This is a genomic window from Brevundimonas sp. (assembly GCF_030656255.1).
GTDB lineage: Bacteria > Pseudomonadota > Alphaproteobacteria > Caulobacterales > Caulobacteraceae > Brevundimonas.
Genome location: NZ_JAUSOE010000030.1, coordinates 1 through 23777 on the forward strand (window position 1 = coordinate 1; position 23777 = coordinate 23777).

Sequence of the window (23777 nt, forward strand, 5' to 3'; positions counted from 1 at the left end):
CCGGCGCGAAGCGACCGGGGGACCCAGCGGCGCGCGAGAGCGCGACACTGTCGCGGACGCGCTTTTCGACGACTGTGCGGCGGACGCATCGCCTTCGGCGCCGCTGGGTCCCCCGGTCTGCGCCGCGAAGAGGCGGCTTGCCGGAGGATGACGAAAGCAAGGTCAGAAAACCTTCCGGCCGCCCACCCAGGTCCCGATCACCTTGCCCTGGAGCCGTCGCCCGTCGAACGGCGAGTTCTTCGACTTCGACCGCAGCTTGTCCGCATCGACGATGATCGGCGCGCCGGGGTCGAACAGCACCAGGTCGGCGGGCGCGCCTTCGGCCAGCACCCCGGCGTCGAGGCCCAGCAGGGCCGCCGGTCCCTGGGTCAGGGGACGCAGCACGTCCAGCAGGTCCAGCCCGTCCTCGTGGTGCAGGGTCAGGGCGGCGGGCAGCAGGGTCTCCAGACCCACAGCGCCGGGCGCGGCCTCGGCGAAGGGACGGCGCTTGTCCTCGGCGGGGGCCGGGGCGTGGGCCGAGGTGATGACGTCGATCAGACCCTCGCGCACCGCCTCTATCAGCGCTTGGCGATCGGCCTCGGAGCGCAGCGGCGGGTCCAGCCGGTAGAAGGTGCGATAGTCGCCGATGTCCACCTCGTTGAAGCACAGGTGGTTGATCGAGACGCTGACGGCGACCTCAAGCCCCTTGGCGCGGGCCCGGGCCAGGGTCTCCAGCGCGCCTTCGGTCGAGATCTGATCCACCAGGAAGCGGGCGCCGGTCTGTTCGACCAGGGCCAGGTCGCGCTCCAGCCCTATCCGCTCGGCGATGGCCGGGCTGCCGGACAAGCCCAGACGCGTGGCCAGTTCGCCCGAGGCGGCCACGGCCCCCTCGGTCAGCCAGGGATCGGACGGGCGGCAGGCGATCAGGGCGTTGAAGGCGGCGGCGTAGCTCATCACCCGCTGCAGGGTGCGGCTGTTGACGATGACCTTGTCGCCGTCGGTGAAATACAGGGCGCCGGCTTCGTCCATCAGGCCGATCTCGGCCATCCGCTGGCCGTCCAGGGCCTTGGTCGCGGCGCCGGCGGCGCGAACATTGACCAGGTTCAGGGCCGCGCCGCGCCGCTGGATGAAGTCGACCATGGCCGGGTCGTCGACGGCGGGATCGGTGTCGGGCTGGACCACGATGGTGGTCACGCCCCCGGCCGCAGCGGCCAGGCTGGCGGACTTCAGCGTCTCTTTCGGTTCAGCGCCCGGTTCGCCGGTCTTGACCCGAATGTCGATCAGACCGGGGGCCAGGCACAGGCCGTCCGCGTCGATGGTCTGGTCGGCGTCGATGGGCGATGCGCCGTGAATGACGCGCACGATGCGGCCATTCTCGATCAGGACGCCGCCGGGACCGTCATAGTCCGTGGCGGGATCCAGCAGGCGGGCGTTGATGATGGCGACGGTGGTCATCACTTGTCCCCCCAACGGGCGGAGAGGGAGGCTAGCACGGCCATGCGGGCGGCGACGCCCATCTCGACCTGATCCTGGATCAGGGAGACGTCCAGGTCGTCGGCCACGTCGGAATCGATCTCGACCCCCCGGTTCATCGGCCCGGGGTGCATGACCCGGGCGCCGGGCTTGGCCCAGGCCAGTTTCTCGCGGTCCAGGCCCCAGAAGCGGAAATATTCGCGGGTCGAGGGCACCAGGGCGCCGGCCATCCGCTCCAGCTGAAGCCGCAGCATCATCACCACGTCGCAGCCCGCCAATCCCTCGCGCATGTCGTGGAACACCTCGCAGCCCCAGCGGTCGGCGTCGCCCGGCACCAGGGTCGGCGGGCCGATCAGGCGCACCCGCGCGCCCATCATCTGCAACAGGGCGACGTTCGACCGCGCCACCCGGCTGTGGGTGATGTCGCCGCAGATGGCGACGGTCAGGCTGGTCACATCGCCAAAGGCGCGGCGCATCGACAGCAGGTCCAGCAAGGCCTGGGTCGGGTGTTCGTGGCGGCCGTCCCCGGCGTTGACGACGGCGCAGCCGACCTTCTGGCTCAGCAGTTCCGCCGCGCCCGAGGCCGAGTGGCGGATGACCAGAATGTCCGGCTTCATCGCATTCAGCGTCACCGCCGTATCGATCAGGGTCTCGCCCTTCTTCACCGAGGACGAGCCGACCGGCATGGTCACCACATCGGCGCCCAGCCGCTTGGCGGCGATCTCGAAGGAAGAACTGGTGCGGGTCGAGTTCTCGAAGAACAGGTTCACGACCGTGCGGCCGTGCAGCAGGTCCAGGGCCTTGGACGACTGGCGATTGAAGTCGACGAAGGCGTCGCCGAGGTCCAGCAACTGCGGCGTGACGAAGGGGTTCAGGTCCGAGGCGGCCAGAAAATGGGCCTTGGGGAACGGAACCAGCCGTTCGCGAAGGGTCTGGTCGGTGACGTCTTGGGGCTGGGTCATCGAGACGCGCCTATAGGCGGGAGTCGCTGCAAACGCCAGACCGGGCGCCGGCCGGGCGCCAGATCAAGCGAAGTGGAACAGGGTCAGCAGCACCGGAATGACCACGGCGCTTCCGACGGTGGTCAGGGCGATGATCCCGGCGATCAGGGGCGCGTCCCCGCCCATCTGCCGCGCCAGCATATAAGAGGCGGCCGAACCCGGCGCCGCGCCGCAGATCAGGGCGACCCCCTGGGCCAGGCTGTCGCCGCCCAATGCCCAGGCGATGAACCACATCAGGGGCGGCATGACCCCCAGCTTGACCAGGGTGACGGCGGCGATGGTGGTGCGGCTTCGCTTGACCTCGGCGAAGGACAGACCCGCCCCGGCGACGATCAGCCCCAGGGGCAGGGCGGCGGCCCCCAACAGGTCCAGGGCGTCCGACAGGCCGGGGATCACGGGCACGCGCAACAGGTTCAGCGCCAGGCCGATCAGGCAGGCCAGCAGGATGGGATTGGCGAGCATCGACTTGGCCAACCCCAGGGCCGACGGCTCGCGTTTCAACGATCCCCATTTGGCCAGCACTGCGACGCAGGTGATATTGGTCACCGGTATGATGAAGGCGATGGCGACCGCGGCTATGGCCGTACCTTCCGAGCCATAGACCGACTGGATCACCGGCACGAAGACGAAGCTGTTCCAGCGGATCACCCCCTGAAAGACGCTGGTGTAGGCCGGCCCGTCCAGCGGGATCAGCGGTTTCGCGGCGAATGTCGCCGCCGCCACGATCAGGGTCGCCCCGACCGCCGCAGCCCCCGCCACCGTCGCCCCGCCCCCGGCCAGATCGGCGTGCCAGATCGCAGGGATCAGGAAGCTTGGGTAAAAGATGTTGATCGACAGCTTCTCGATTGGCCGCCAGGCCTCGTCGGGCAGGAAGCCGGACTTTCTCAGCCCATAGCCCAGGGCGATCATCAGAAAGACCGGCAGGACGCCGGCGATCAGCCCTGTCAAACCCAGGTCGCCTGATCCCGCACCCGATCCAGCGCCCCCTGCAGGATCCAGGCGGCGGCGGTGCGGTCCACGACCTGCGCCCGGCGCTTGCGGTTCAGGTCCAGGTCCTCGATCAGGAACCGCTCGACCGCGCTGGTGGACAGCCGCTCGTCCCAGAAGGCGACGTTGATCGGCCGCAGCCGCTCCAGATTGCGGGCGAAGGCGCGGCACGACTGGGCGCGCGGCCCTTCGGTTCCGTCCATATTGGCTGGCAGGCCGATCACCAGGGCCGAGACCTTGCGATGGGCCATCAGCTTGAACAGCTGCTCGGCCTCCAGCGTGAACTTGGATTTGCGGATCAGCTGGAGCGGAGAGGCGATCAGGCGCGTGGCGTCCGACACGGCGACGCCGATGGTCTTCTCGCCCAGATCCAGCCCCATCCACGGCGTGTCGGGCGGGCAGGCGGCGGGCAGGTCGAGGAGGTCGAGAACGGGCACGGCCTGCGGTTAGGACTGGCGGGCGGGGAAGTCAAAGGGCGTGACGAGAGCAACGCGGGAAGAGTGGTTGGACTGATTTTTCTCTGGTCGTGTCGCTGCCGCTAGGTTGCGGTGTTGTGGTCTGCCGTGAGTATCCACACGACATCCGTTTTTGGGATGCCTGCCTTACGGGCTGAAGCGTCGGTTTCAGCGAACTCTGGACCGCCTATCCAAGCACAGAATTTGGTCAGCCGGCTGTTACCGAATGCGTCGTCATACTCAACATCGCAAACCAGATACAGGCCCCAAGCCCCACTACAAATTCCAGCCCACTCCACCGCTGTAAGGGGTTTATGCTGGATAGCTTCTGCTTCATGAGATTCTTGAGGATGTATAACTGCGAGGGGAGGTATTTCTCCGGCGGGCGTTCCAAACTGCGATTTGATATCGCCCTTGAACGGCACATCGAAAACCTCGAGAGCTGCACGATACCGCATGTTGTGTGCTGGCGTGGTTCCCGCGTTGAATATCTTAAAATCGACGCGCGCATGTTGCCCTACGTATAGGCGACTAAGAACTCGGTCTTTGATGGAAACATAGGCCCTCAGTTCTGCGACAGAGTGCTTGCGCCCATCAGAAATGGCAATGTAGGCGAACGTCAGTGTTCCTATCAGAGCGAAGAACTCCAAAACGCTCCATCGCATCTGGCGCTCGGCAATAGCTACGGCGTTCCGGTTGGCTGTGGCAGCCGTCCATTGGGCGGCCAAATCCTGTTTTTCTCTTTGGGCGCTATTTATTGCTTGCTGGCACGAAACGCTATCGGGACCTTCTTCGGCAGAGGCAGCTGGCGCCGTCACCCCCGACTTGCTGCTTGCGCCAAGTTGCTTCCGGGGTAGCTGACATTCTTTAAACGGGCCGACCGCCTCGTTCGAGGGGTCGGGAATGTTGTATGGCAACATCCCAGCGTTGGGCGCTAGCGCCCAGAGAATGCCAGCGGCGACTACAACAGTCAGCGCCGCCCAAGATGTCCAGTTTCGTTTCATAAGTCCCAATAAGTGTCAGATACCGCCTTAAACCGCTAGGCTTGGTCCTGCTCCGGAGCGAAGGCAGCGTCGTCCTTGTGAATCTGAGGTCGGGAGGCTAATCCCGCCGATACATTCCCTATCGACGTGCATTGGAGGGCCGCATGGCCATCGACGCTGCGACGGTGCGCAAGGTTGCGCATCTCGCCCGCATCAAGACCCCCGAGGATCGGCTGGAGCCGCTGGCCCAGGAGCTGAACGGCATCCTGCAGTGGATCGAACAGCTGAACGAGGTCGATGTCGACGGCGTCGAGCCCATGACCTCGAACGTCGCCCAGCCCCTGCGCCTGCGCGAGGACGTGGTCACCGACGGCGGCAAGATCGACGCCGTCCTGTCCAACGCCCCGAAGTCGGCCGATGGCTTCTTCGTCGTGCCCAAGGTGGTGGAGTGACGCTCTCTCTTTCCCCGTCACCCTCGGACTTGTTCCGAGGGCCCACGGCGGGTTCGAATGGCGGCGTCTGCCGTCAAGGCGCGGCGGATGCGGCGCAATGGACCCTCGGGACAAGCCCGAGGGTGACGGATTTTGGGTTTGGCGCGAATGTCTGATCTTACGAAACTGAGCCTCAAGGCGGCTGTGGACGGCCTGAAGTCGAAGGACTTCTCGTCCCAGGAAATCACCCAGGCCTTCCTGACCAATATCGAGGCCGCCAATCCGACCCTGAACGCCTATGTCGAGGTGACGGCGGACAAGGCGATGGACATGGCCCGCGCCTCCGACGCCCGCATTGCGGCCGGCGAGGGCGGGGTGCTGGAAGGCGCGCCGCTGGGGATCAAGGACCTGTTCTGCACCGAGGGCGTCCAGACCACGGCCGGCTCCAACATGCTGCGCGGCTTCGTGCCGCCGTATGAATCGACCGTCACCGCCAATCTGTGGCGCGACGGGGCGGTCATGCTGGGCAAGCTGAACATGGACGAGTTCGCCATGGGCTCGTCGAACGAGACCTCGGCCTTCGGTCCGGTCAAGAACCCGTGGAAATCGACCGGTTCCAACGCCGATCTGACGCCGGGCGGATCCTCGGGCGGTTCCGCCTCGGCCGTCGCCGCCGACCTGTGCCTGGCCGCAACCGCGTCCGATACCGGCGGCTCGATCCGCCAGCCCGCCGCCTTCACCGGCACGGTCGGGATCAAGCCCACCTATGGCCGCGCCAGCCGGTTCGGCATGGTGGCCTTTGCGTCTTCGCTGGACCAGGCCGGCCCGATCACCAAGACGGTCGAGGACGCGGCCCTGCTGCTGCAATCCATGTGCTCGTTCGACGCCAAGGACTCCACCAGCCTGGACGTCCCGACGCCCGACTGGACCCAGTCGGTCGGCAAGTCGGTCAAGGGGCTGCGCATCGGCGTGCCGCGCGAATATGTCGTGGACGGCATGCCCGCCGAGATCCAAGCCCTGTGGGACCAGGGCGTGGCCTGGCTGAAGGACGCGGGCTGCGAGATCGTCGAGATCAGCCTGCCGCACACCAAATACGCCCTGCCGACCTATTATATCGTCGCCCCGGCCGAGGCCTCGTCGAACCTTGCCCGCTACGACGGCATGCGGTTCGGGCACCGGGCGGATCAATTCAGCTCGCTGGACGACCTGTACGCCACCTCGCGCGCCGAGGGCTTCGGCAAGGAGGTCCAGCGTCGCCTGACCATCGGCGCCTATGTGCTGTCGGCCGGCTTCTATGACGCCTATTACGTCCGCGCCCTGAAGGTCCGTCGCCGCATTGCCGAGGACTTCGACAATGTCTGGGGCCAGGTCGACGCCATCCTGACCCCCTCGACCCCATCGGCCGCCTTCGCCATCGGCGACAAGCAGATCGATCCGCTGACCATGTATCTGAACGACGTCTTCACCGTGACGACCAACCTGGCCGGCCTGCCGGGCCTCTCGGTCCCCGCCGGCGTCGATTCCGGCGGCCTCCCGCTGGGCCTTCAGGTCATCGGCAAGGCCCTGGATGAGGCGACGGTGTTCCAAGTGGGCGCGGCGCTGGAACGCGCTGCGGGCTTCACGGCCAAGCCCGGCCAGTGGTGGTGAATTAAAGAAAAGGGCCGGCGAGATCGCCGGCCCTCCCTTATTGATCAAGCCGCCGGAAGCGCCTTCAGATCCGCGTCGATCGCCGCGATCTTCTCGTCGGTGATGTTGCCCTGGGAGTAGGGCGCAACCTGGCGAAGGGTCATGCCCTTGAACTGGCCATAGGCGGGATGCTTGTCCATGCCGGGCAGGTGCTTCTCCAGCACCGCCTTGGTCGCCGGATCGTTCACCAAGGCCTCGATCGGGCTGTCGATGGTCGGATGCGCAGCGTGGTGCTCGTCATGTGCGTGTTCTGGCGCAGGGGCAGGGGCGGTCTGGGCCGAGGCGGCGCCGACCAGAAGCAGGGAAGCCGCAGCAGCGGCGAACAGGGTCTTGGTCATCGGATTCTCCATTGAGGCGACCGATGTTGAGCGCGATTTCGCGACACCCTCAAGACACCCCCTTTCTCGCCGCCGACGACGGCGCTAGGACGAAGCCATGACCGACACTGTTCCGAACTCGAAAACCATCAAGGGCCGCACCGGCGATTGGGAAATCGTCATGGGGCTGGAGATTCACGCCCAGGTGGCCTCGAAAGCCAAGCTCTTCTCCGGCGCCGCCGTCGGCTTCGGCGGAGGGCCGAACGAACAGGTGTCGCTGGTGGACGCCGGCTTCCCCGGCATGCTGCCGACCCTGAACAAGCACTGCGTCGAACAGGCGGTGAAGACCGGCCTGGGCCTGCGCGCGCAGATCAACAAGCGCAGCCAGTTCGACCGCAAGAACTACTTCTATCCCGACCTGCCGACCGGCTATCAGATCAGCCAGCTCTATTATCCGATCGTCGGCGAAGGCGTGGTCGAGGTGGAGGCCGAGGACGGCAGCTTCTTCAACGTCGGCATCGAGCGCCTGCACCTGGAACAGGATGCGGGCAAGCTGATCCACGACCTGTCGCCGACCGAGAGCTATGTCGACCTGAACCGGGCCGGCACGGCGCTGATGGAGATTGTCTCTCGTCCCGACCTGCGCACGCCGGAAGAGGCGGTGGCCTACGTCAAGAAGATCCGGACCATCCTGATCTATCTGGGCACCTGTGACGGCGACATGGAGAAGGGCAATCTGCGCGCCGACGTGAACGTCTCGGTCTGCCGCGCGGGGAACTACGAGAAGTTCAAGGCCAGCGGCGATTTCAGCTTCCTGGGCACGCGCTGCGAGATCAAGAACGTCAACTCGTTCCGCTTCATCTCCCAGGCGATCCAGTACGAGGCGCGCCGCCAGATCGAGATCCTTGAGGACGGCGGCTCGATCACTCAGGAGACGCGCCTGTACGATCCGACGGCCGGCGAGACGCGTTCGATGCGGTCCAAGGAAGAGGCGCAGGACTATCGCTATTTCCCGGATCCGGACCTGCTGCCGCTGGATCTGGAACAGGCCTGGATCGACGAGATCAAGGCCTCGCTGCCCGAACTGCCGGACGACAAGCGCAAACGGCTGATAAGCCAATACGGCCTGTCTCAGTACGATGCGGTGGTGCTGATCTCGGAACAGGCCAAGGCGGACTATTTCGAAGCCGCCGCCAAAGGCCGCGACGCCAAGCTGGTGTCCAACTGGGTCACCAACGAGATCTCGGCGCGTCTGACGGCTGACCACAAGGACTTCAGCGAGAACCCGCTGCCGGCGGCCCATGTGGCCCAGCTGGTCGAACTGATCGAGACGAACGTCATCTCGTCCAAGATCGCCAAGGAGGTCTTCGATCACGTCTGGAACGGCGAAGGTTCGCCAGCCGAAGTCGTGGAGAAGCACGGCCTGAAACAGGTCACCGACACCGGCGCTATCGAGAAGGCGGTCGATGAGATCATCGCCGCCAATCCGGACAAGGCGGCGGCGGTCGCCGAGAAGCCTCAAGCCCTGGGCTGGTTCGTCGGCCAGGTGATGAAGGCCACAGGCGGCAAGGCCAATCCGGCGGCGGTCAACGACATCCTGAAGGCCAAGCTGGGACTTTGATTTTTGGGGGCTGCGGCCCCCAAACCCCCGGCTGGTCGCTAACGCTCGCGGCGCGGCCGCTCGCTGCTTGAGCGACCCATTCTAGTGAGAAGGCCCGGCTAGTGAGAAGGCCCGGAGATCGCTCTCCGGGCCTTCGGTCTTTGTAGTGGCTACCAGCGCCAGGCGTCGCGGATGACGTCGATGATGTAGCCGTCGTATTCGTCGATCAGATAGATGGTGTTGTCGACCAGCACCCAGCGCGTGCCCTCGGGCGGATAGCCCAGGCCATAGGTGCGCCAGTCGTCGAGGCGGTAGCGCCAGAAGACGTCCGGCAGATAGTTGCCGACCGACCAATAGCGGCCCCAGTATGAGCGCGGCACGCTGTAGTAGCCCCAGCCCGGCGCGAAATAGAAGCCGACGCGCACACCGCTGTAGCCATGGAAGCGCCGGTCGTTCCGCCACCAGTCAGAGCGGTGGTTGCGATAGAAGTCGCGCCGCCATTGCTCACTGTTGAAGCGGCGTCGGAAGTCGTCGTGCCGGTCGCGGTTCTGGTTCCAGCCCGAGCCGGGACGGTCGGGGCGGCCGGGCCGTGTCTGACCATTGTTGGGTCGATCCGGCCGGTTCCACCCACCGTCCGGGCGGTTGGGCCGCCCTGCGCTGTCGCCGGGGCGATCTGGTCGTCCGCCGATTGAGGGGCGGTCAGGTCGGGATCCGCCGGTCTGAGGACGATCTGGTCGATTCCAGCCGCCTTCGGGACGATCAGGGCGAGAGGGCCGACCCGGATTCGCCCCTTCAGGGCGGCCGGGCCTGACGTCGGGACGATCTGGACGCGCGCCGCCGTTGTTCGGACGGTCGGGCCTGTCGCCCCCTGTCTGCGGGCGCTCGGGACGGGGCCGCTCGGGACGGGGCGTGTTGTCGTCGGGCCGGGTGGGGCGCGAGGGCGCTTCCGGCCGGGATTGTAAAGGACGGTTCGGCGCGGGACGCTCTCCCCGCGTGATCTGCGGCCTTTGGGGGCGGTCGGCGTCGCGTTGTTCGCGGTCGGCCTGACGGTCCTGGGCCAGGGCCTGGAGCGGGGTGGCGAGCGGACCGCCCAGGGCGGCGACGGCGGTGAAAGCCATCAGGAGGCGTTTCATGGTCTTTTTCATTCCTGCACGCTGGTTTTCCAGCGGCTTAGGGTGATGATCGCGCCTGGTCGATGAACCCCGGCTGAATGCCGGATAGGGGGCGCCCCAGACAGACGCCCCAGACAAAAGCCCCGCGAGCTTGTCCTCGCGGGGCTTGTCGGCTCAACGGCTCAGCGTCCTCAATAGACGTTGGACAGGACGCTGGCGATCAGGCCAGTGGCGACCGCGACCATCAGAATGTCGCTGCCGGCGTGGACGTAGCGATAGCCGCGCGGCGCTTCGCGCAGGCCGTAGAAATACGGGTCGCGAACATAGTAGGTCCGGTATTGAGACGGCAGATAGCCGCCCGTCCGCCAGCGATAGCCGGAGTAGCGGGGCTCGACCCGGTAATAGCCGTAGCTGGGCGCATACCAGTAGCCCGCGCGCGGGCCGTTGTAGCCGCGGAAGTCCGACCGGCCGCGCCACCAATTGCGATTGTTTCGGTCCCAGCGGTCGTCGCGGCGCTCGTGGCGGAAGTCGCGACGGTCGTCCCGGCGGTCCTGACGATAATCCTGCCGACTGCTGTAGTCGCCCTGACGCCAATCACGACGGTCGTCGCGGCGTTCCGAGCGGTAGTCGCGCCGGTCGTCGCGGCGGTCCTGGCGATATTCCCGACGATCGTCGCGGCTCTGCGCCTCGGCCAGCAGGGGAACGGCCGTGGTGGACAGGGCGATAGCGACAACAGCGGCCTTGGTGAGGCGGTTCATCTGCGTGCTCCATTCTGGGCCGCCGACGGAAACGACGAACTGGCCCGTTAATGAGGTTGAAAGTCGGATCGCGCGCCTGAACGCGTCCTGAACGACTGTGTCAGGATTGAATTGTGGATTGCGGCGCGGCGTCGCGGCCCCCAGATGCGAGGGACGCCACAGGAAAGACCGCCGCAATGACCGCTCCGATCCAGCTCTGGTACTGGCCCACGCCGAATGGATGGAAGGTGTCCATCGCCCTGGAAGAGATGGGCCTGGCCTATGAGGTCAAGCCGGTGAACATCGGAACGGGCGAACAGTTCGAGCCGGGGTTCCAGGCCATCAGCCCGAACGGCCGTATGCCCGCCATCGTCGATCCGGAAGGGCCTGGCGGCGAACCGATCTCGATCTTCGAGTCCGGCGCGATCCTGCAGTATCTCGGCGACAAGTCCGGCCGTTTCTATCCGACCGAGGTGCGGGCGCGTGTCGAGGTGAACCAGTGGCTGTTCTGGCAGGTCGGGGGTCTGGGGCCGATGGCGGGCCAGACCCATCATTTCCGCCAGTATGCGCCGGCGATGATCCGCGACCAGCGCCAGATCGCCTATGGGGTGCAGCGCTATACGAACGAGACGCTCCGCCTGTACGGCGTCATGGATCGACGTCTGCAGGATCGCGACTATCTGGCGGGCGATTACTCCATCGCCGACATGGCGGCCTGGCCGTGGATATTGCCGACGTTGCAGGGACAGGATCTGACGGACTTTCCGCACCTGGCGGGCTGGATGGAGCGGGTCGGCTCACGGCCTGCGGTCAAGGCCGGACGCGCCCTGTTGGAAGACCGACGCGGAAATGCAGGCGCGCCGGGCAAGGACGCCGAGGCGGCGCGCAAGGTTTTGTTCGGCCAGAGGGCGCCCAAGACGTAAACAAGGCCTTTCCAAATCGTATCGGAACTCTGAACGCTTTTCGCAGTATTCATTCCTGTTTTACTTAAAAATTCGGCGGCGCTTTGCGCTGTTAACTTTAACTTCAAACCGGCGGTATTTGATGCGGCATCAGAGGCGGGCCCAGAACGGCGCCCGTTCAGGAGATACGGTAATGAACGCGCAAGAAATGGCGCACGACCTGCAGGCCGACTTGGAAGTCGCGTCCTTGCCGCTGCCGACCGTCGATATGTCGGGCGATGACCTGTTCAAGCTGGGCATGATGTATTCGGCCGGCTCGGGCGGTTGCCCGATGGACCGGGTCTCGGCCCACATGATCTTCAACCTGGCCGCCATGAAGGGCTCGATCGAGGCGCGCGTCTATCGCCGCGAGATGAGCCAGGAAATGGAACGCGAAGAAATCGCCGAGGCCCAGAAGGCCGCCCGTCGTTATATCGACACCGGCGTGGTGCGGCTGGCCGCCTGACGGACTTCAGAAGGTGGCGTAGCCGTTGCCGTTCGATCCATTGATCGAATAGCTGAAGCCGATGGGCAGGGCGGCGCGCACCTGGGTGAAGAAGGCGGCGAGTTCGCCCAGGGTCGAGCGCGGCACGAAGATGATGTCGCCCCGGCGCAGGGCCACGACCTCGCCGCGACGCGGACGCAGATCGACCACCCGCATCATGCGCGACCCACCCGGACCGCGTCGGATCAGGGCCGTAAGCTCAGGCTTGCCCGACGCCAGGAAACCGCCCGCCTGGACCACCGCCTGATAGGCGTCCAGATCGCCGGTCATCTCGATGACGCCCGGGGTTCGCACCTCGCCGTCGATCCAGACGCGGATCGGGCCTGCCTGGCGCAGCGTCACCTCCACGATGGGCCGCACCAGTTGCGAGGCGTAGGCCGAAGACACTTCCCGCTCCAACTCCGGCAGCGTCCGGTCCGCCGCCATCACCTGGCCGACCAGAGGCAGCGCGACGCGGCCGTCGGGCCCGACCTTGAGCGTGCGGGTCAGTTCGGACGCGGTGGGCAGGGCCACCTCGATCTCGTCGCCCGGATAGAGCAGATATTCCGGCTCCTCGTCCGTCCAGCTTGCGAACGGGATGGCGGGAAAGTCGCCCCGTCGTGCGGCCTCTACCCTTCGTGAGTCTTCGGGGCGCGGCATGCGACCGCCGCCGCACGCGGCCAAGGCGGCGCAACCCGATCCGAGGGCCAGCAGGAACAGTCGGCGATCTGGCGTCATGGAATCGGTCTGGTCCGACGAAAGGGCGTTGAACTGCAGACTCGCCGCTTATGGGTAACCGATGGTTAACGCCGGTGGGCGAAGGGTGGATTCGCAAAAGACTTTCCAGGATTCGGCCCGCCTATGCGCTCGACGGCATATGTCACGACCCGACCGCGCTATGGCGTGCTGGACGTCGTCGGTCTGCTGTTTCGTGAACTGCTGCTGATGGTCATCGTCTTCCTGGTCATCTTCGCCCTGGGCGCCGCGGCCGCCTTCACCCTGAAGAAGAATTACACGGCCCAGGGCGCGGTCTTCGCCGGCGTGGGTCAGGAATATGTCTATCAGCCGCGCGTCGGCACGGCCGAACGGGGGCAGGCGCCGCAGGGCGACGAGGTGGCGAATTCCGAAGCCGCGATCCTGAGTTCGGGCCAGGTGCGCCAGCGCGTGGTCGAGGCCCTGGGGCCTGCGGCGATCCTGGGCAAGACGCCGACGGGATCGAAGGATCGGGCCGAGGCCGCGGCGAGAAAACTGATCGGCGCCAGCCTGGGCGTCGGGACGGCGCCGGGCAGCGCGATCATCCGTCTGAGCTATGAAGCCGACGACCCCGAGCGCGCGGCGCGCGTGCTGAACACCGTGATCGAGCAATATCTGGCCTATCGCCGCGAGGTCTTCCAGGACAAGACCCCCGCAATCGCCACCCAGAGACTGGCCTTCCAGGATGATCTGAACGCGGCGGATCAAGCCTATGAGCAGTTCCTGACGACCAACGACATCGGCGACTTTACCGCGGCAAAGACCACTCTGGCGGCCGTCTATCAGACGGTCTTCACCGACCGGTTGTCGACCCAGAGCCAGCTGAACCAGACCAGCCAGAGGCTGAACACCCTGGAGGCGCAGCAGGCGGCGACGCCGGCGGAGGTAGCCCTTCAGCAGGATCTGAACATCTCGGCCCAGGACCAGGTGCTGCAGCTGCGCACCGAACGCGAGCAACTGTTGTCGCGCTATCAGCCCGATGCTCAGCCGGTGAAGGACATAGAGGCGCGGATTGTCCAGTTGCAGGCCTATGTCTCGACCGGCACGGCCGTGGGCCCCAAGGAGGTTCGCACCGGGCCGAACCCCGTCTGGACCGAGCTGGAGACCAACCGGATCAACACCCGCGCCGACCGTGACGCCCTGGCCGCGCGCCTGTCCGCGCTAGATCGTCAGTTGTCGGACATTCGGGCCAGGCAGGCGCGTCTGACGGCGCTGGAGTCTGAAAACGCGACCCTGGCAGGCAATCGCGAGGTCCTGACCGCCAATATCCGCGAGTTCCAGCAGCGCGAGAGCCAGAGCCGGGCGGACAACGCCCTGGTCGCCGCCGGCGCCGACAATGTCACCGTCATCGAACGCGCCCAGCCGCCCTCGACCGGCAAGAGCCTGAAGGCGCCGGCCCTGGCCGCCGTCTTCCTGTTCGCCGCCTTTACGGCCCTGTGCATCGGCCTGTTGCGGATATTCACGCGGCGGGGCTTTTCGACGCCCGACTCGGTGCGGCGGACCCTGGACATGCCGGTCCTGGCGGTGGCGCCGGCCAAGGCGCACTAGGAGCGTGGCCGTGGTAATCTGGGACCTGGTGGAGCGCGCATAGCGATTCGATGGTCGATCTGACGTCCGAAATGGCCGGTCTTTGGGCGGCGCTGGGGCCTGCCCCCGCGCATCGCGCCCGCGTGATCCAGTTCGCCGCCGCCACGACCGGAGAGGGCGTCTCGACCGTGGCGCGGGAGTTCGCGCGTCTGGCCGCCGTGCGGGCGCGCAAGCCGGTTTGGCTCGTGGACGGCGACCTGGCCCAGCAGGGCCAGCTGGACGCCATCGCCGCCGAACCGGACCGGTTCGGCCAACTGGGCAAGCCGGCCCAGGCCTCGCCCGATGGGTCCAGCTTCTTCGCCGTCACGCCGGCCCCGACCGGTCGGGACGGCAAGCCGGTTCCGCCCGCGCGCCTGCTTACCGCCCGTCCCTGCCTGGGCGGGCGATTGTGGACGACCCGGTTCCATATGGAATCCCTGCGCTCGGGCCACCGCGTCGAGGCGGTGGGAGAGCCCCGCTACTGGGACGCCTTGAGGCCCCACGCCGACACCATCGTCATCGACAGCCCGGCGGCGGACCGCAACGACATGGCGATCATCCTGGCCCCCTTCGTCGACATGACGGTGCTGGTGGTGGCGGCCGGCGGCGCGACCGCGAGCGGACCGGTGATCCTTCGCGATGAGATCGAGGCGGTCGGCGGTCGCATCGCCGGGGTGGTCATGAACCGCTCGACCTACAAGCCGCCCAAGTTCCTGAGCCGGCTGGCGGGCTGAGGCCCGAGCGAAATAGACTCAATCGACTCGAAAAAAAGTGAGTCTATTTTCGTATATTCTGCGGCGCGAGGGCTCGGCCCTTCAGCTCTTCTGGAACGCGATGTCAAAGACCAACGCCAGATTATAATCCCGATCCGCAGAGTGGTGGTTTGAACGCCGCTTTTATTTTCAGGCTATTGAAAATAAAGAGAGTTGTCTTCAAAATTGAGATGGCAAAGGACGGCTGAGCTAGCCGTGATGACGCTGCGTCGAGGGCGTCGGTTGAGCATCATCGCCGCGCCATTTGGGCCTGCCAGTTAATGCTCTTCAGCGATCTGAAGGCGTCGCAGGCGGCCATTCCTGCAAATAGAACAAAGCCCAGGGCGACCTGAGGCGCCTTCATCAAGGACCAGGCCGCGACGAAGAAGCCGCTTAGTGCGATGTTGGCGGCGAACAGGATCAGCGGGCTTGATTGTTCCCGTGCCCGCAGATCGACGATATTCATCAGCCCAACCGCAGCTATGGCCAGGCCCGCGCCAGAAAGCCAAAGCGCCTCGAGCGAGGCTTGCCGATAGAGTAGGGCTGTCAGGCCGACATGTAGAGCGCCGAGCAGGCCTGCGGTCGTTGCGAAGACCCATTTAGACGGCGCATCATGGTTTCGCCCTTAGACGAAGTGACAGCCAATGGGCGCTCAGAGCGAGGCCGATCAATAGGGCGAGGAGGCCGTACGCCTCGATCCCCAAGGCTTGCAGAAATCTGGCATGCGGCGGGACGTCGGAAGAAAGCGTCCCGAAAGCGAGCGAGACCAGGGTGTTGAGAATAATGCCCGCGCCAAAATAATGCGCCGAAGCCTTGAGACCGATCGTCCACGCCACCCCGGCGGCGCCGGCATAGAAGATCGCCATAGCCGCCAGGAAAAGCGCAGCGTTCTGGGCGTCCTGGGTCAATAGACGCAGGGCGACGGCAAAACAGGCCACGCCTAAGACCGCTGTCCCTGTCGAAATGGCGAAGCGCGCCGTCCAGCTCACGCCGTCCGCCGTGGCCAGCCACCAACCGAGCGTGCAGTAGAGGCAACCAACCGCGAACTGGAGGGCGTCGCGTTCATCGACATGATCCAGTTCAACCGCCATGGCGTGCACCAGGGGGGACCTGTGCGCCGGTGCAATTCGAGAGGCGAGGGCGCAGATCGCTCCGGCGATCCGTTTGCGAGACGATATCCTCATGCGAGCACCTGTTTGCTGGTTCCGGGACTGCGGATCTGGCGTTGGGCCTGGGCGAGTGCGAACTGCGCGCCGGCGGTGGTCAGCCGATAGGCGTGACGCGGCGGACGGCCCTGTTCCAAGGGCTGACGCCATTCTGATTCCAGAAGTCCCTGCTCGCTGAGGCGCGCCAGCGTGGGGTACAGCGTCCCCGATTTCAGGCCTGTGGCCTTACAGAGTTCATAGCCATACCGCCAAGCCTGGGGCTGCAAGGCAAGCTCCGCCAGCAGGCGTCGGGTTTGAGTGGATGCGTTGGCTGTTCTCGGCATGGATTTATATCGACATATGTCGAGTTATGAGTCAATCGCGCTTCTTCGCGGTGGGGAACTGGTCTCATCTGTCGGTAGATGCGGGATGTCGAGGCGCCGCAAAGACGGCATGTCGGGAGGCGGTTTAAGGGGAAGCGCTAAATCCTCTGACGAAGATTTCGGCCGTCAGCCCCCCGTTCGCCTGACCATCGCCGCGCCGTAGAATTTCGGCTCAAACCGGCTGGTCCAGAAGATCTTGCCCAGGCCGCGCGCCGTGCGGTCCAGGGTTTCGGCGCGGGCGGGGCGGCGGAGCAGGGTCAGGGCGAGGGAGGCGAGGCCCCAGACGGCGGCCTGGGCGGCGCCGATCAGCATCCAGCGGGCGACGCCGGGCCAGTCGCGGCGGGCGGCGGCCATCTGGCTGGGGCTTTGGCCATAGGCGAAGGCGCGCAGCAGGGCGTAGTTCAGGGTGGCGCGGTCGGGCGGCGCGAACTCGTCCACCCAGGCGTCGGCGGCCCAGCCGAATCGGCAGCCGCGCGCTTGCAGGGCGGTGAACAGACGGTCGTCCTCGCCGCCCGTCTGGTCCATGGCGGCGTCGAAGGGTGCGGGGCCGGGCAGGGCCGAGGCGCGGACCATCAGACTGTTGCCGCAGCCGTGGATCTGGTCGGTCAGGCCGGTCTGGGTCGGTCCGTCGCGGCCGAAGAAGCGCTCCAGATAGGCGGTGGTCCAGCCGGTTCCGTCGGGCACGCGGCCTCGGATCGGGCCGAACAGGACGTCGGCGCCGGTCTGGGACTGGGCCTGCAACAGGGCGGCCAGCCAGCCAGGGGAGGCGGCCTCGTCGTCATCCAGGAAGGCGATCAGGGGGGCGTCGGCAGCGGCCAGGCCGATGTTTCGCGCCGTGGCGACGCCGGGGACAGGCGCGTGGGCATAGGTCAGAGGAACCGGCGTTTCGGCCCGCAGGCGGTCGATCAGGGCGGCAGCCGAACCGTCGGGGTCATTGTCGGCGACGACCACGGCGGCGATCCGGTCCAGGGATCCGACCTGAGCGAAGACCGAGCGCAGAGCCCGCTCCAGCATGGCCGGGCGACGCAGGGTGGGGATGACGACGGCGACGTCCCGCATCAGATCGCGTCCGCATAGACGGCCGCGCGGTACAGACGCAGGGCGAAGGCGCGGGTGCGGGTCGGCAACAGCGGCGACAGGGCCGCGCCCCGGGCCATGCGACGGATCAGCGGCAGGGACGGCAGGCGTTTCAGGGCGCGGGCGGCCTTGTAGCTGGGGTAGGTCTGGACGATGGCCGGGTGCAGGGCGACCACGCGGGCGAAGTTGGCGGCGCCCTGGTCAAACTTGCGCGCCAGGTCCGCCACCGTGTCCAGGCCCATGTGGGTGGCGGGGTTGTCGATGTGGACCACCTGGAACCGGCGGGCGACCCGCATGGCCCATTCCACATCCTCCCACCCCCAGCCGGTGAAGCCGGGGTCGAAGGATTCGACGGCGAAGACATCGCGCCGGACCAGCAGGTTGGAGGTGTAGACGTATTTCTCGGGCGTCTTGGCGCGCTGGGCGGCGCGTACGCATTCGCTGGCGCCGGACAGGGCGCGGTGGACGGCGAACCGACGGTCGCGCGGCGCCTGTTTCAGCGAGAAACCGCCGAAGGCCACGGCCGGGTCGTCGCGCGCGATCAGATCGACCCAGGTCTGGAGGAAGCGGGGGCTGTCCGGCTTCATGTCGCTGTCGAGGAACAGCCAGGACCCGGCGCGGGCGGCGATGGTCAGCCGGTTGCGACCCCGCGCCCGGCCTTCGTTGGCGGACAGGGTGACGAGGCGGGCGGGCAGGGCCAGGGCGTCCAGCGTCGCCTTCAGCCGGGCGGTCAGGTCGGCGTCGCCCGTGCCGTCGTCCAGCAGGATCAGCTCGACCCGGCCGGCCAGGGCGGCGGCTTCGGTATCCAGCCGGCGCAGCAGGGGCTCGGGATCGTCGCCCAGGAAGGGAATCAGGACCGACAGGGCGGGCCGGGCGGCGGCCCAGCCGGGATTGTCGTGAATATCGGCGCGGGAGCCGCTCATGCCGTCGCCCCTCGTCGGGCCTGGATCAGGCGGTTCAGCACATCGCGCACCCCGGCGGCGTTCAGGGTGAGCGCCAGGGCCGCATAGACCAGTCCGCCGACGCTCGCGTCCAGCATCAGTTCGACAAAACCGCCCAGCGGCGGAAGGCGCCAGACCACCAGGGCCATGCCGGTCGAGGCGACGCCGCAACGGATCAGCGCCTCCCACGGAATGGGCAGGGCGATGGCGCGGCGGCTGATGATCAGGCAGGCGACCAGGCCTATGGCGAAGCTGAGGGCCGTGGCGACGGCGGCGCCCAGCACGCCCAGCCGGGGGATCAGCACCAGGTTCAGGACGATATTGGCCAGCGCCGGAACAGCCATGGTGACGAGCAGCAGGCCGGTCTTCTTGCCCAGGGTGAAGCCGAAACCGAAATAATAGGCGATCAGGCCGGACATGAAGGCCGAGGCCGCGATCCAGGGCGTGACCAGGGCGGCGGCGACGCGCAGGTCAGGGCCGATCATCAGCTCGGCCAGCGGGCGGGCGACCAGGGACAGGCCGACGGCGGCGGGCAGGCCGATCAGGATCAGGGTCGAACCCTGTTCCAGCGCCGTCTGGCGCAGGGCCTCGCGGCCGCCGCGCTCCAGCGCCATGACCATGGCCGGGGCGCCGGCCGCGCCCAGCCAGATGAACATCACGTCCAGCGTGCGGTTCGCCAGGCTGTAGCTGGCGTGATAGGCGCCGACCGCCGCCGCATCCATGAAGGCCGCCAGCAGGAAGCGGTCGGTCGAGGCCAGGACCAGGGCCAGGGTCAGCGAGGCCGCGATCGGATAGCCGTAGGCGGCGTAGGTCTTCAGCCGCGCGCGATCCACGGTTCCGCCCGCCGACTGGCGCAGTTCGCCCGGCAGGATGAAGGGCAGGGCGAACAGGGGGGCGATCATCAGGCCCAGCATGGGCGAGGCGGCGCCCGCCCCGGCCAGGGCGAAACCGGCCCCGACCAGGAAGCCCAGGACGGCGACGGCCATGTCCACCGAGGCGGCCTTGGACACCTCGCCGGCGGCGCGGTACCGCTCCTGCGCCAGCTTGGCCAGGTTGCGGATCGGCGCCCCGGCCAGGCCGAAACCGACCGCCAGCTTGAAGGCCGGAGTCAGGGGCAGGAGCCAGACCACCAGGGCGGCCAGCGGCACGAAGACGGCGATGACGGCGAAAGACGTCCGGTACAGGCTGGCGAAATGGGTGGCCAGGCCGCCCGGCGTGCGCTCGGCCGCCCAGAAGCGGGCCATGGACGCCTCCAGCCAGCTGAAGCTGACCGTATGGGCCAGGCTGGTGACCGAAAACGCCAGGGCGTAGTGGCCGAAATCCTCGGGGCTGAGCAGACGGGTGAAGACGACGATGGTCAGGAAGCCGACCACCCCCTGGACGATCTGGGCCGGCAGATAGCCCCAGACGCCGCGCCAGAACATGCGCTTCTCGCTCACCGCACGGCCGCCCGGTCGCCCAGCAGGACGGGGATTGTGATCAGTATGATCCACAGATCCAGCCAGAAGGACTGGCGCTGGATATAGTCGATGTCCAGTTCGACGCGGCGGCGCACCTCGGCCTCGGTGTCCACCGGTCCGCGCGACCCGCGAACGGCGGCCCAGCCGGTCATGCCCGGCTTGATGCGGTGGCGGTGTGCGTATTCGGCGACCAGAAGCGCGGATTCGGTCTCGCCGGTCCTCATGCCGATGGCGTGGGGGCGCGGGCCGACCAGGGACATTTCGCCCCTGAGCACGTTGAACAACTGGGGCAGCTCATCCAGGCTGGAGGCGCGGATGAAGCGGCCGACGCGGGTGACGCGGTCGTCGTCGGCGACGACCTGGCGGCTGGCGGTCGCGTCGGCGTCGCAGTGGCGCATCGAGCGGAACTTCCACACCACGATGGTCTCCTGGTTGAAGCCATGGCGACGCTGGCGGAACAGGATCGGGCCGGGACTGTCCAGCCGCACGGCCAGGGCGACGACCGCCATGACCGGGGCGAAGACGACCAGGGCCAGGGTGCCGATCAACAGATCCTGCACCCGTTTGGCGAAGGCGCGGCGGTCGTCGTCGGGGGCGGCGCCGATTTCGGCCAAGGACGGACCGGCCAGACGATTCAGCGCCGCCTCACGACTGGCGTCGGAATCGAACAGGACGGTCAGGGGATTGGGCAGGGTCTCCAGACGGCGCGTCAGCTCGCGGACCCGCGCCCCGGCCTCGGCGTCGATCGCCAGAACGATCCGGTCGACATAGGGCAGCATGCGATGGGTCAGCAGGGCGTTGGCCCCGCCCAGCACCGGCACCCCGGCCAGGCGGTCGGGCGAGCGGGCCAGACGGTCGTCGAACACGCCCAGCACGTTCAGGTCGCGCCGGTCCAGCGCCCGCCGGATCAGGGCTTCGGCGTTTCGGGTCGCCCCGACGATGACGATATTGGGCGACAGCAGGCCCTGCCGCCGCCACCGGGCCGCCAAGACCCGCCATAAGCCGTGCAGGCCGGCCAGACAGACCGTGGCCGCAAGACCCCAGGGTAAAACCGGCCCCAGGCCGTGCCCGTCCAGGCCCAGGCCGACCAGCAGCGCCGCCATGATCGCTAGGGCGACGATCCCGACGACCCCGACCAGATGGAGCAGGGGCGTCGGCTCCGGTCCGAATCGATACAGGCCCAGGCTGCGCAACAAGGCCAGGGCGACGACGACGCCAGTCGCCAGGGGCAGGACGGCGCCGACGGTCAGGGTCTTCACATCCAGAGATCCCAGCGACCACAGCGCCAGAACGGCCAGGCCGACGACGGCCAGAACATCGGCGGCGCGGAAATAATAGGCGGCCAGCCGCACGGTCGAGCGCTGGCGCGCGTTCCGCCACACTTCCGGTCGGAAAGGCCCGCGTTCGGCATGCGGCGCGAGGCTTTCGGACGCGCAGCCGTTCGCGCTCACCGCGGTCGGCGCGGCAAGGGGATGGGCGCAGTCGGGCATGTCGATCCGGAGTTTCCGCACGGCCGCACCGTGCATACGCCGCCTCTATGTCGCGTTAACAACAGGTCTTTGTCTCGAACCGGATTGCACAACGCATCATGCTCGGCTATCGAGCCCTTCGCTGGAGACGTGGCCGAGTGGCTGAAGGCAACGGTTTGCTAAATCGTCGTACCCTGTAAGGGGTACCGAGGGTTCGAATCCCTCCGTCTCCGCCATAGGCCGACGTCCCCATTATGACTGACCAACCCAAAGTGCCCGAAATTGTGGGGGTTAATAGCCCCCCCCCTGTCCCTTGCCATTTCCACAAGCCAGATAGTGTGTGGGGAATAACGTGAGAGCAGCGCCATGGGCTGACAGCAACTGGCGTCAAGCTGCACTCGAACGCAATATGGGAATGACCTGGAAAAGGTCGAGCAACTGATGCGGCCTATGACGACCGAACCACATTATGGCGGGCGGCGCTGGTGGTTGATCTGTTCCTAGTCCGTCAAGCGAGCAACCAACATTTATATGCCTCCAGGCGGTGATTGATTCGCGGCCGCGCCGCCTGGCGGCTTGGGTATCGGTCGCAGCGCGTAGCGCATAGGGGAGGACAAATTTTAGAAGCTATTCGGCTACAGTGGACGCTGGGGAAGGCTGGGGGCTGGTCGATTCTGCCCCAAGGGCGGAGTCTGTCCCAAGGTATGTGGCAGCGCATGTTCGCGCGTCCACCTAGACCTCTACCCGGATTTGTCACGCTATGCACGCGGAAAGACAGGTGTGCTGTGGGACGGCAATCTGACTAACGCGCAGGAGGCGCTAGACTGTATCATCGGCATACGTGAAGGGGAGTCAGAATGCTGGAACGGCGGCTACCAGTGACTTGCGGTGCACAAATCGGGCGTCCGGTGCTCCACGATCCGGCGTGTGGGTGTAGGTGATGCCGGGTCTGCTGATCGATTTACACGCGAAATGGCCTAATCGCATCACGTGGCGGAAATGCTATGGTGGGAGGAGCCATGCAATGACCTATTTCATAAGCTCCCCGACAATTGCCGTCTATCAAAAATGAAAACATGAGCGAAGTAGAAAATGAATAGAAAAGAAAAAATTATCGTGGCTACGATGCCAAAATCCGGCACGTATTTAATTGCAAATATCCTAAAGGAAATGTCCATCATTGATTGCGAAATGCATCTGTCTGAATATCAATATTCAGATTACAGAAACTTAACGCCAGAAGAAAAAATAGCGAACGTTGTAGATTTAACGATCCACGAACCTCTAGAGGTGGCAATTACAAAAGTAATGCCCGGTCAGTTCGTCGTTGGCCACATTCCTTATACCCTAGAAATAGACGGCCTTTTTGGAGATTTTTCTAAGATTATTTCAGTAAGACATCCACGTTCGGCGCTTGTGTCAGCGATGAGATTTGAAGAGCGTAGAATAAGGGCGAATCCGAATTGGTTGTCTGGGTCGAGGGATTGGGTCGAGATCTCTTGCAGATTTGAGAAAATGGAGGCTTTTTTGCGCCAGCTTGGCGGCGGATATATGTCAGAGTTTAAATATTCCACTTTGTGGATGGACGCGTATCCAAGCAACGTCGTACAATTCGAAAAAATAACTGGGATGCATGGTTACGATAATCAAGTTTTGGAATTTAAACGAATATTGGATATCGTAAATTGCAATCATGTATTGATTTCTGATATAATAGAAAAATCTTTATGGATGCCGACTCCAACTTACAGTGGTTCAATTTCTAATGTAGATGAATGTTGGAATGATAATTGTGAAGAAATATTTGAGCATCTTGGTGGAATTGAGCTGACTGAAAAATTGGGTTATGAACCCAATCTCAATATTTAGGTAGCTGTTAGCTAGCACTGTGAGTCAAGATTTGTAATCTGGCAGATGTAGCTTTGGCATTTTTACAATGAAATCCCACTCATCATCGGCTCGTTCGCATTGTTTCAAATAAAAAGAACCGCGAAATATTTTAAAGCGAGAAATGTTTATTTTTTTGTCGACAAAATTATCGTCTC

At 65.4% G+C, this 23777-nt stretch carries 24 protein-coding genes and 1 tRNA gene; 9 read left to right on the plus strand and 16 right to left on the minus strand.

All coding sequences use genetic code 11. The features are described 5' to 3' along the window. Window positions 1-162: 162 nt before the first annotated feature. The 5 genes from pyrC to Q7J26_RS03135 all read right to left on the minus strand — a co-directional run bounded on the left by pyrC (window position 163) and on the right by Q7J26_RS03135 (window position 4815). Window positions 163-1434 (minus strand): dihydroorotase, encoded by a 1272-nt coding sequence (gene pyrC, locus Q7J26_RS03115; protein ID WP_304935057.1) that lies wholly within the window; start codon window positions 1432-1434, stop codon window positions 163-165. Beyond that, entirely contained in the window at window positions 1434-2414 is a 981-nt protein-coding gene (locus Q7J26_RS03120) for an aspartate carbamoyltransferase catalytic subunit (protein WP_304935058.1), read from the minus strand. Before Q7J26_RS03120 ends, pyrC begins: the two co-directional genes overlap by 1 nt. A gap of 63 nt (window positions 2415-2477) precedes the next feature. Next, window positions 2478-3401: an AEC family transporter gene (locus Q7J26_RS03125; RefSeq protein ID WP_304935059.1), complete on the minus strand. Its 924-nt coding sequence runs from the start codon at window positions 3399-3401 to the stop codon at window positions 2478-2480. Continuing rightward, a complete protein-coding gene (ruvX, locus tag Q7J26_RS03130; RefSeq protein WP_267516242.1) occupies window positions 3398-3877 on the minus strand; it encodes a Holliday junction resolvase RuvX in 480 nt (159 codons plus the stop codon). The genes Q7J26_RS03125 and ruvX overlap by 4 nt, the downstream gene beginning before the upstream one ends. A gap of 101 nt (window positions 3878-3978) precedes the next feature. Continuing rightward, window positions 3979-4815, minus strand: a complete 837-nt coding sequence (locus Q7J26_RS03135; RefSeq protein ID WP_304935060.1) for a hypothetical protein — start codon at window positions 4813-4815, stop codon at window positions 3979-3981. Window positions 4816-5042: 227 nt separating this feature from the next. Between Q7J26_RS03135 and gatC the strand changes: the two genes are divergently transcribed. Beyond that, window positions 5043-5330: an Asp-tRNA(Asn)/Glu-tRNA(Gln) amidotransferase subunit GatC gene (gatC, locus tag Q7J26_RS03140; protein WP_008261275.1), complete on the plus strand. Its 288-nt coding sequence runs from the start codon at window positions 5043-5045 to the stop codon at window positions 5328-5330. A 147-nt stretch (window positions 5331-5477) separates the two neighbouring features. After that, window positions 5478-6956 carry an Asp-tRNA(Asn)/Glu-tRNA(Gln) amidotransferase subunit GatA gene (gene gatA, locus Q7J26_RS03145; protein WP_304935061.1) on the plus strand — a complete coding sequence of 493 codons (1479 nt, stop codon included), beginning with the start codon at window positions 5478-5480 and terminating at the stop codon, window positions 6954-6956. A gap of 44 nt (window positions 6957-7000) precedes the next feature. Here gatA and Q7J26_RS03150 read toward each other — a convergent pair whose 3' ends face one another. Continuing rightward, complete coding sequence (locus Q7J26_RS03150; RefSeq protein WP_304935062.1) at window positions 7001-7333, minus strand: hypothetical protein; 333 nt, start codon at window positions 7331-7333, stop codon at window positions 7001-7003. Window positions 7334-7430: 97 nt separating this feature from the next. Between Q7J26_RS03150 and gatB the strand changes: the two genes are divergently transcribed. Beyond that, entirely contained in the window at window positions 7431-8933 is a 1503-nt protein-coding gene (gene gatB, locus Q7J26_RS03155) for an Asp-tRNA(Asn)/Glu-tRNA(Gln) amidotransferase subunit GatB (protein ID WP_304935063.1), read from the plus strand. 149 nt (window positions 8934-9082) lie between these two features. On the opposite strand, the gene Q7J26_RS03160 is transcribed toward gatB, so the two are convergent. Together Q7J26_RS03160 and Q7J26_RS03165 are read right to left on the minus strand one after the other, a co-directional pair. After that, window positions 9083-10045, minus strand: a complete 963-nt coding sequence (locus Q7J26_RS03160) for an RcnB family protein (protein WP_304935064.1) — start codon at window positions 10043-10045, stop codon at window positions 9083-9085. 170 nt (window positions 10046-10215) lie between these two features. After that, on the minus strand, window positions 10216-10782 hold the full coding sequence (locus Q7J26_RS03165; protein WP_304935065.1) for an RcnB family protein: 567 nt from the start codon (window positions 10780-10782) through the stop codon (window positions 10216-10218). Window positions 10783-10958: 176 nt separating this feature from the next. Here Q7J26_RS03165 and Q7J26_RS03170 point away from each other — a divergent pair, with 176 nt between their 5' ends. Continuing rightward, complete coding sequence (locus Q7J26_RS03170; RefSeq protein WP_304935066.1) at window positions 10959-11684, plus strand: glutathione S-transferase N-terminal domain-containing protein; 726 nt, start codon at window positions 10959-10961, stop codon at window positions 11682-11684. 172 nt (window positions 11685-11856) lie between these two features. Next, window positions 11857-12168 (plus strand): sel1 repeat family protein, encoded by a 312-nt coding sequence (locus Q7J26_RS03175; protein ID WP_304935067.1) that lies wholly within the window; start codon window positions 11857-11859, stop codon window positions 12166-12168. Window positions 12169-12174: 6 nt separating this feature from the next. On the opposite strand, the gene Q7J26_RS03180 is transcribed toward Q7J26_RS03175, so the two are convergent. Next, complete coding sequence (locus Q7J26_RS03180; RefSeq protein WP_304935068.1) at window positions 12175-12924, minus strand: polysaccharide biosynthesis/export family protein; 750 nt, start codon at window positions 12922-12924, stop codon at window positions 12175-12177. A gap of 123 nt (window positions 12925-13047) precedes the next feature. On the opposite strand from Q7J26_RS03180, the gene Q7J26_RS03185 reads away from it, so the two are divergent. Both Q7J26_RS03185 and Q7J26_RS03190 read left to right on the plus strand, forming a co-directional pair. After that, on the plus strand, window positions 13048-14487 hold the full coding sequence (locus Q7J26_RS03185) for a Wzz/FepE/Etk N-terminal domain-containing protein (protein WP_304935069.1): 1440 nt from the start codon (window positions 13048-13050) through the stop codon (window positions 14485-14487). 50 nt (window positions 14488-14537) lie between these two features. Continuing rightward, on the plus strand, window positions 14538-15239 hold the full coding sequence (locus tag Q7J26_RS03190) for a hfsB (RefSeq protein WP_271166525.1): 702 nt from the start codon (window positions 14538-14540) through the stop codon (window positions 15237-15239). Between the two features lie 268 nt (window positions 15240-15507). Here the strand turns inward: Q7J26_RS03190 and Q7J26_RS03195 are convergent, their stop codons facing one another. The 7 genes from Q7J26_RS03195 to Q7J26_RS03225 all read right to left on the minus strand — a co-directional run bounded on the left by Q7J26_RS03195 (window position 15508) and on the right by Q7J26_RS03225 (window position 21789). After that, window positions 15508-15723: a hypothetical protein gene (locus tag Q7J26_RS03195; RefSeq protein ID WP_304935070.1), complete on the minus strand. Its 216-nt coding sequence runs from the start codon at window positions 15721-15723 to the stop codon at window positions 15508-15510. A gap of 145 nt (window positions 15724-15868) precedes the next feature. Next, window positions 15869-16348, minus strand: a complete 480-nt coding sequence (locus Q7J26_RS03200; protein WP_304935071.1) for a hypothetical protein — start codon at window positions 16346-16348, stop codon at window positions 15869-15871. Between the two features lie 89 nt (window positions 16349-16437). After that, window positions 16438-16689, minus strand: a complete 252-nt coding sequence (locus Q7J26_RS03205; protein WP_304935072.1) for a PadR family transcriptional regulator — start codon at window positions 16687-16689, stop codon at window positions 16438-16440. Between the two features lie 222 nt (window positions 16690-16911). Then, complete coding sequence (locus Q7J26_RS03210; RefSeq protein ID WP_304935073.1) at window positions 16912-17844, minus strand: glycosyltransferase family 2 protein; 933 nt, start codon at window positions 17842-17844, stop codon at window positions 16912-16914. Further along, window positions 17844-18785, minus strand: coding sequence for a glycosyltransferase (locus Q7J26_RS03215; RefSeq protein ID WP_304935074.1), 942 nt, complete (start codon window positions 18783-18785; stop codon window positions 17844-17846). Before Q7J26_RS03215 ends, Q7J26_RS03210 begins: the two co-directional genes overlap by 1 nt. Further along, window positions 18782-20242, minus strand: coding sequence for a lipopolysaccharide biosynthesis protein (locus tag Q7J26_RS03220; protein ID WP_370651903.1), 1461 nt, complete (start codon window positions 20240-20242; stop codon window positions 18782-18784). The genes Q7J26_RS03215 and Q7J26_RS03220 overlap by 4 nt, the downstream gene beginning before the upstream one ends. Further along, on the minus strand, window positions 20239-21789 hold the full coding sequence (locus tag Q7J26_RS03225; protein ID WP_304935075.1) for an exopolysaccharide biosynthesis polyprenyl glycosylphosphotransferase: 1551 nt from the start codon (window positions 21787-21789) through the stop codon (window positions 20239-20241). Before Q7J26_RS03225 ends, Q7J26_RS03220 begins: the two co-directional genes overlap by 4 nt. Window positions 21790-21876: 87 nt before the next feature. Here Q7J26_RS03225 and Q7J26_RS03230 point away from each other — a divergent pair. Then, window positions 21877-21968 (plus strand) — tRNA-Ser (locus Q7J26_RS03230). Window positions 21969-22824: 856 nt separating this feature from the next. Then, window positions 22825-23601: a hypothetical protein gene (locus tag Q7J26_RS03235; RefSeq protein ID WP_304935076.1), complete on the plus strand. Its 777-nt coding sequence runs from the start codon at window positions 22825-22827 to the stop codon at window positions 23599-23601. The last annotated feature ends 176 nt before the right edge of the window (window positions 23602-23777 follow it).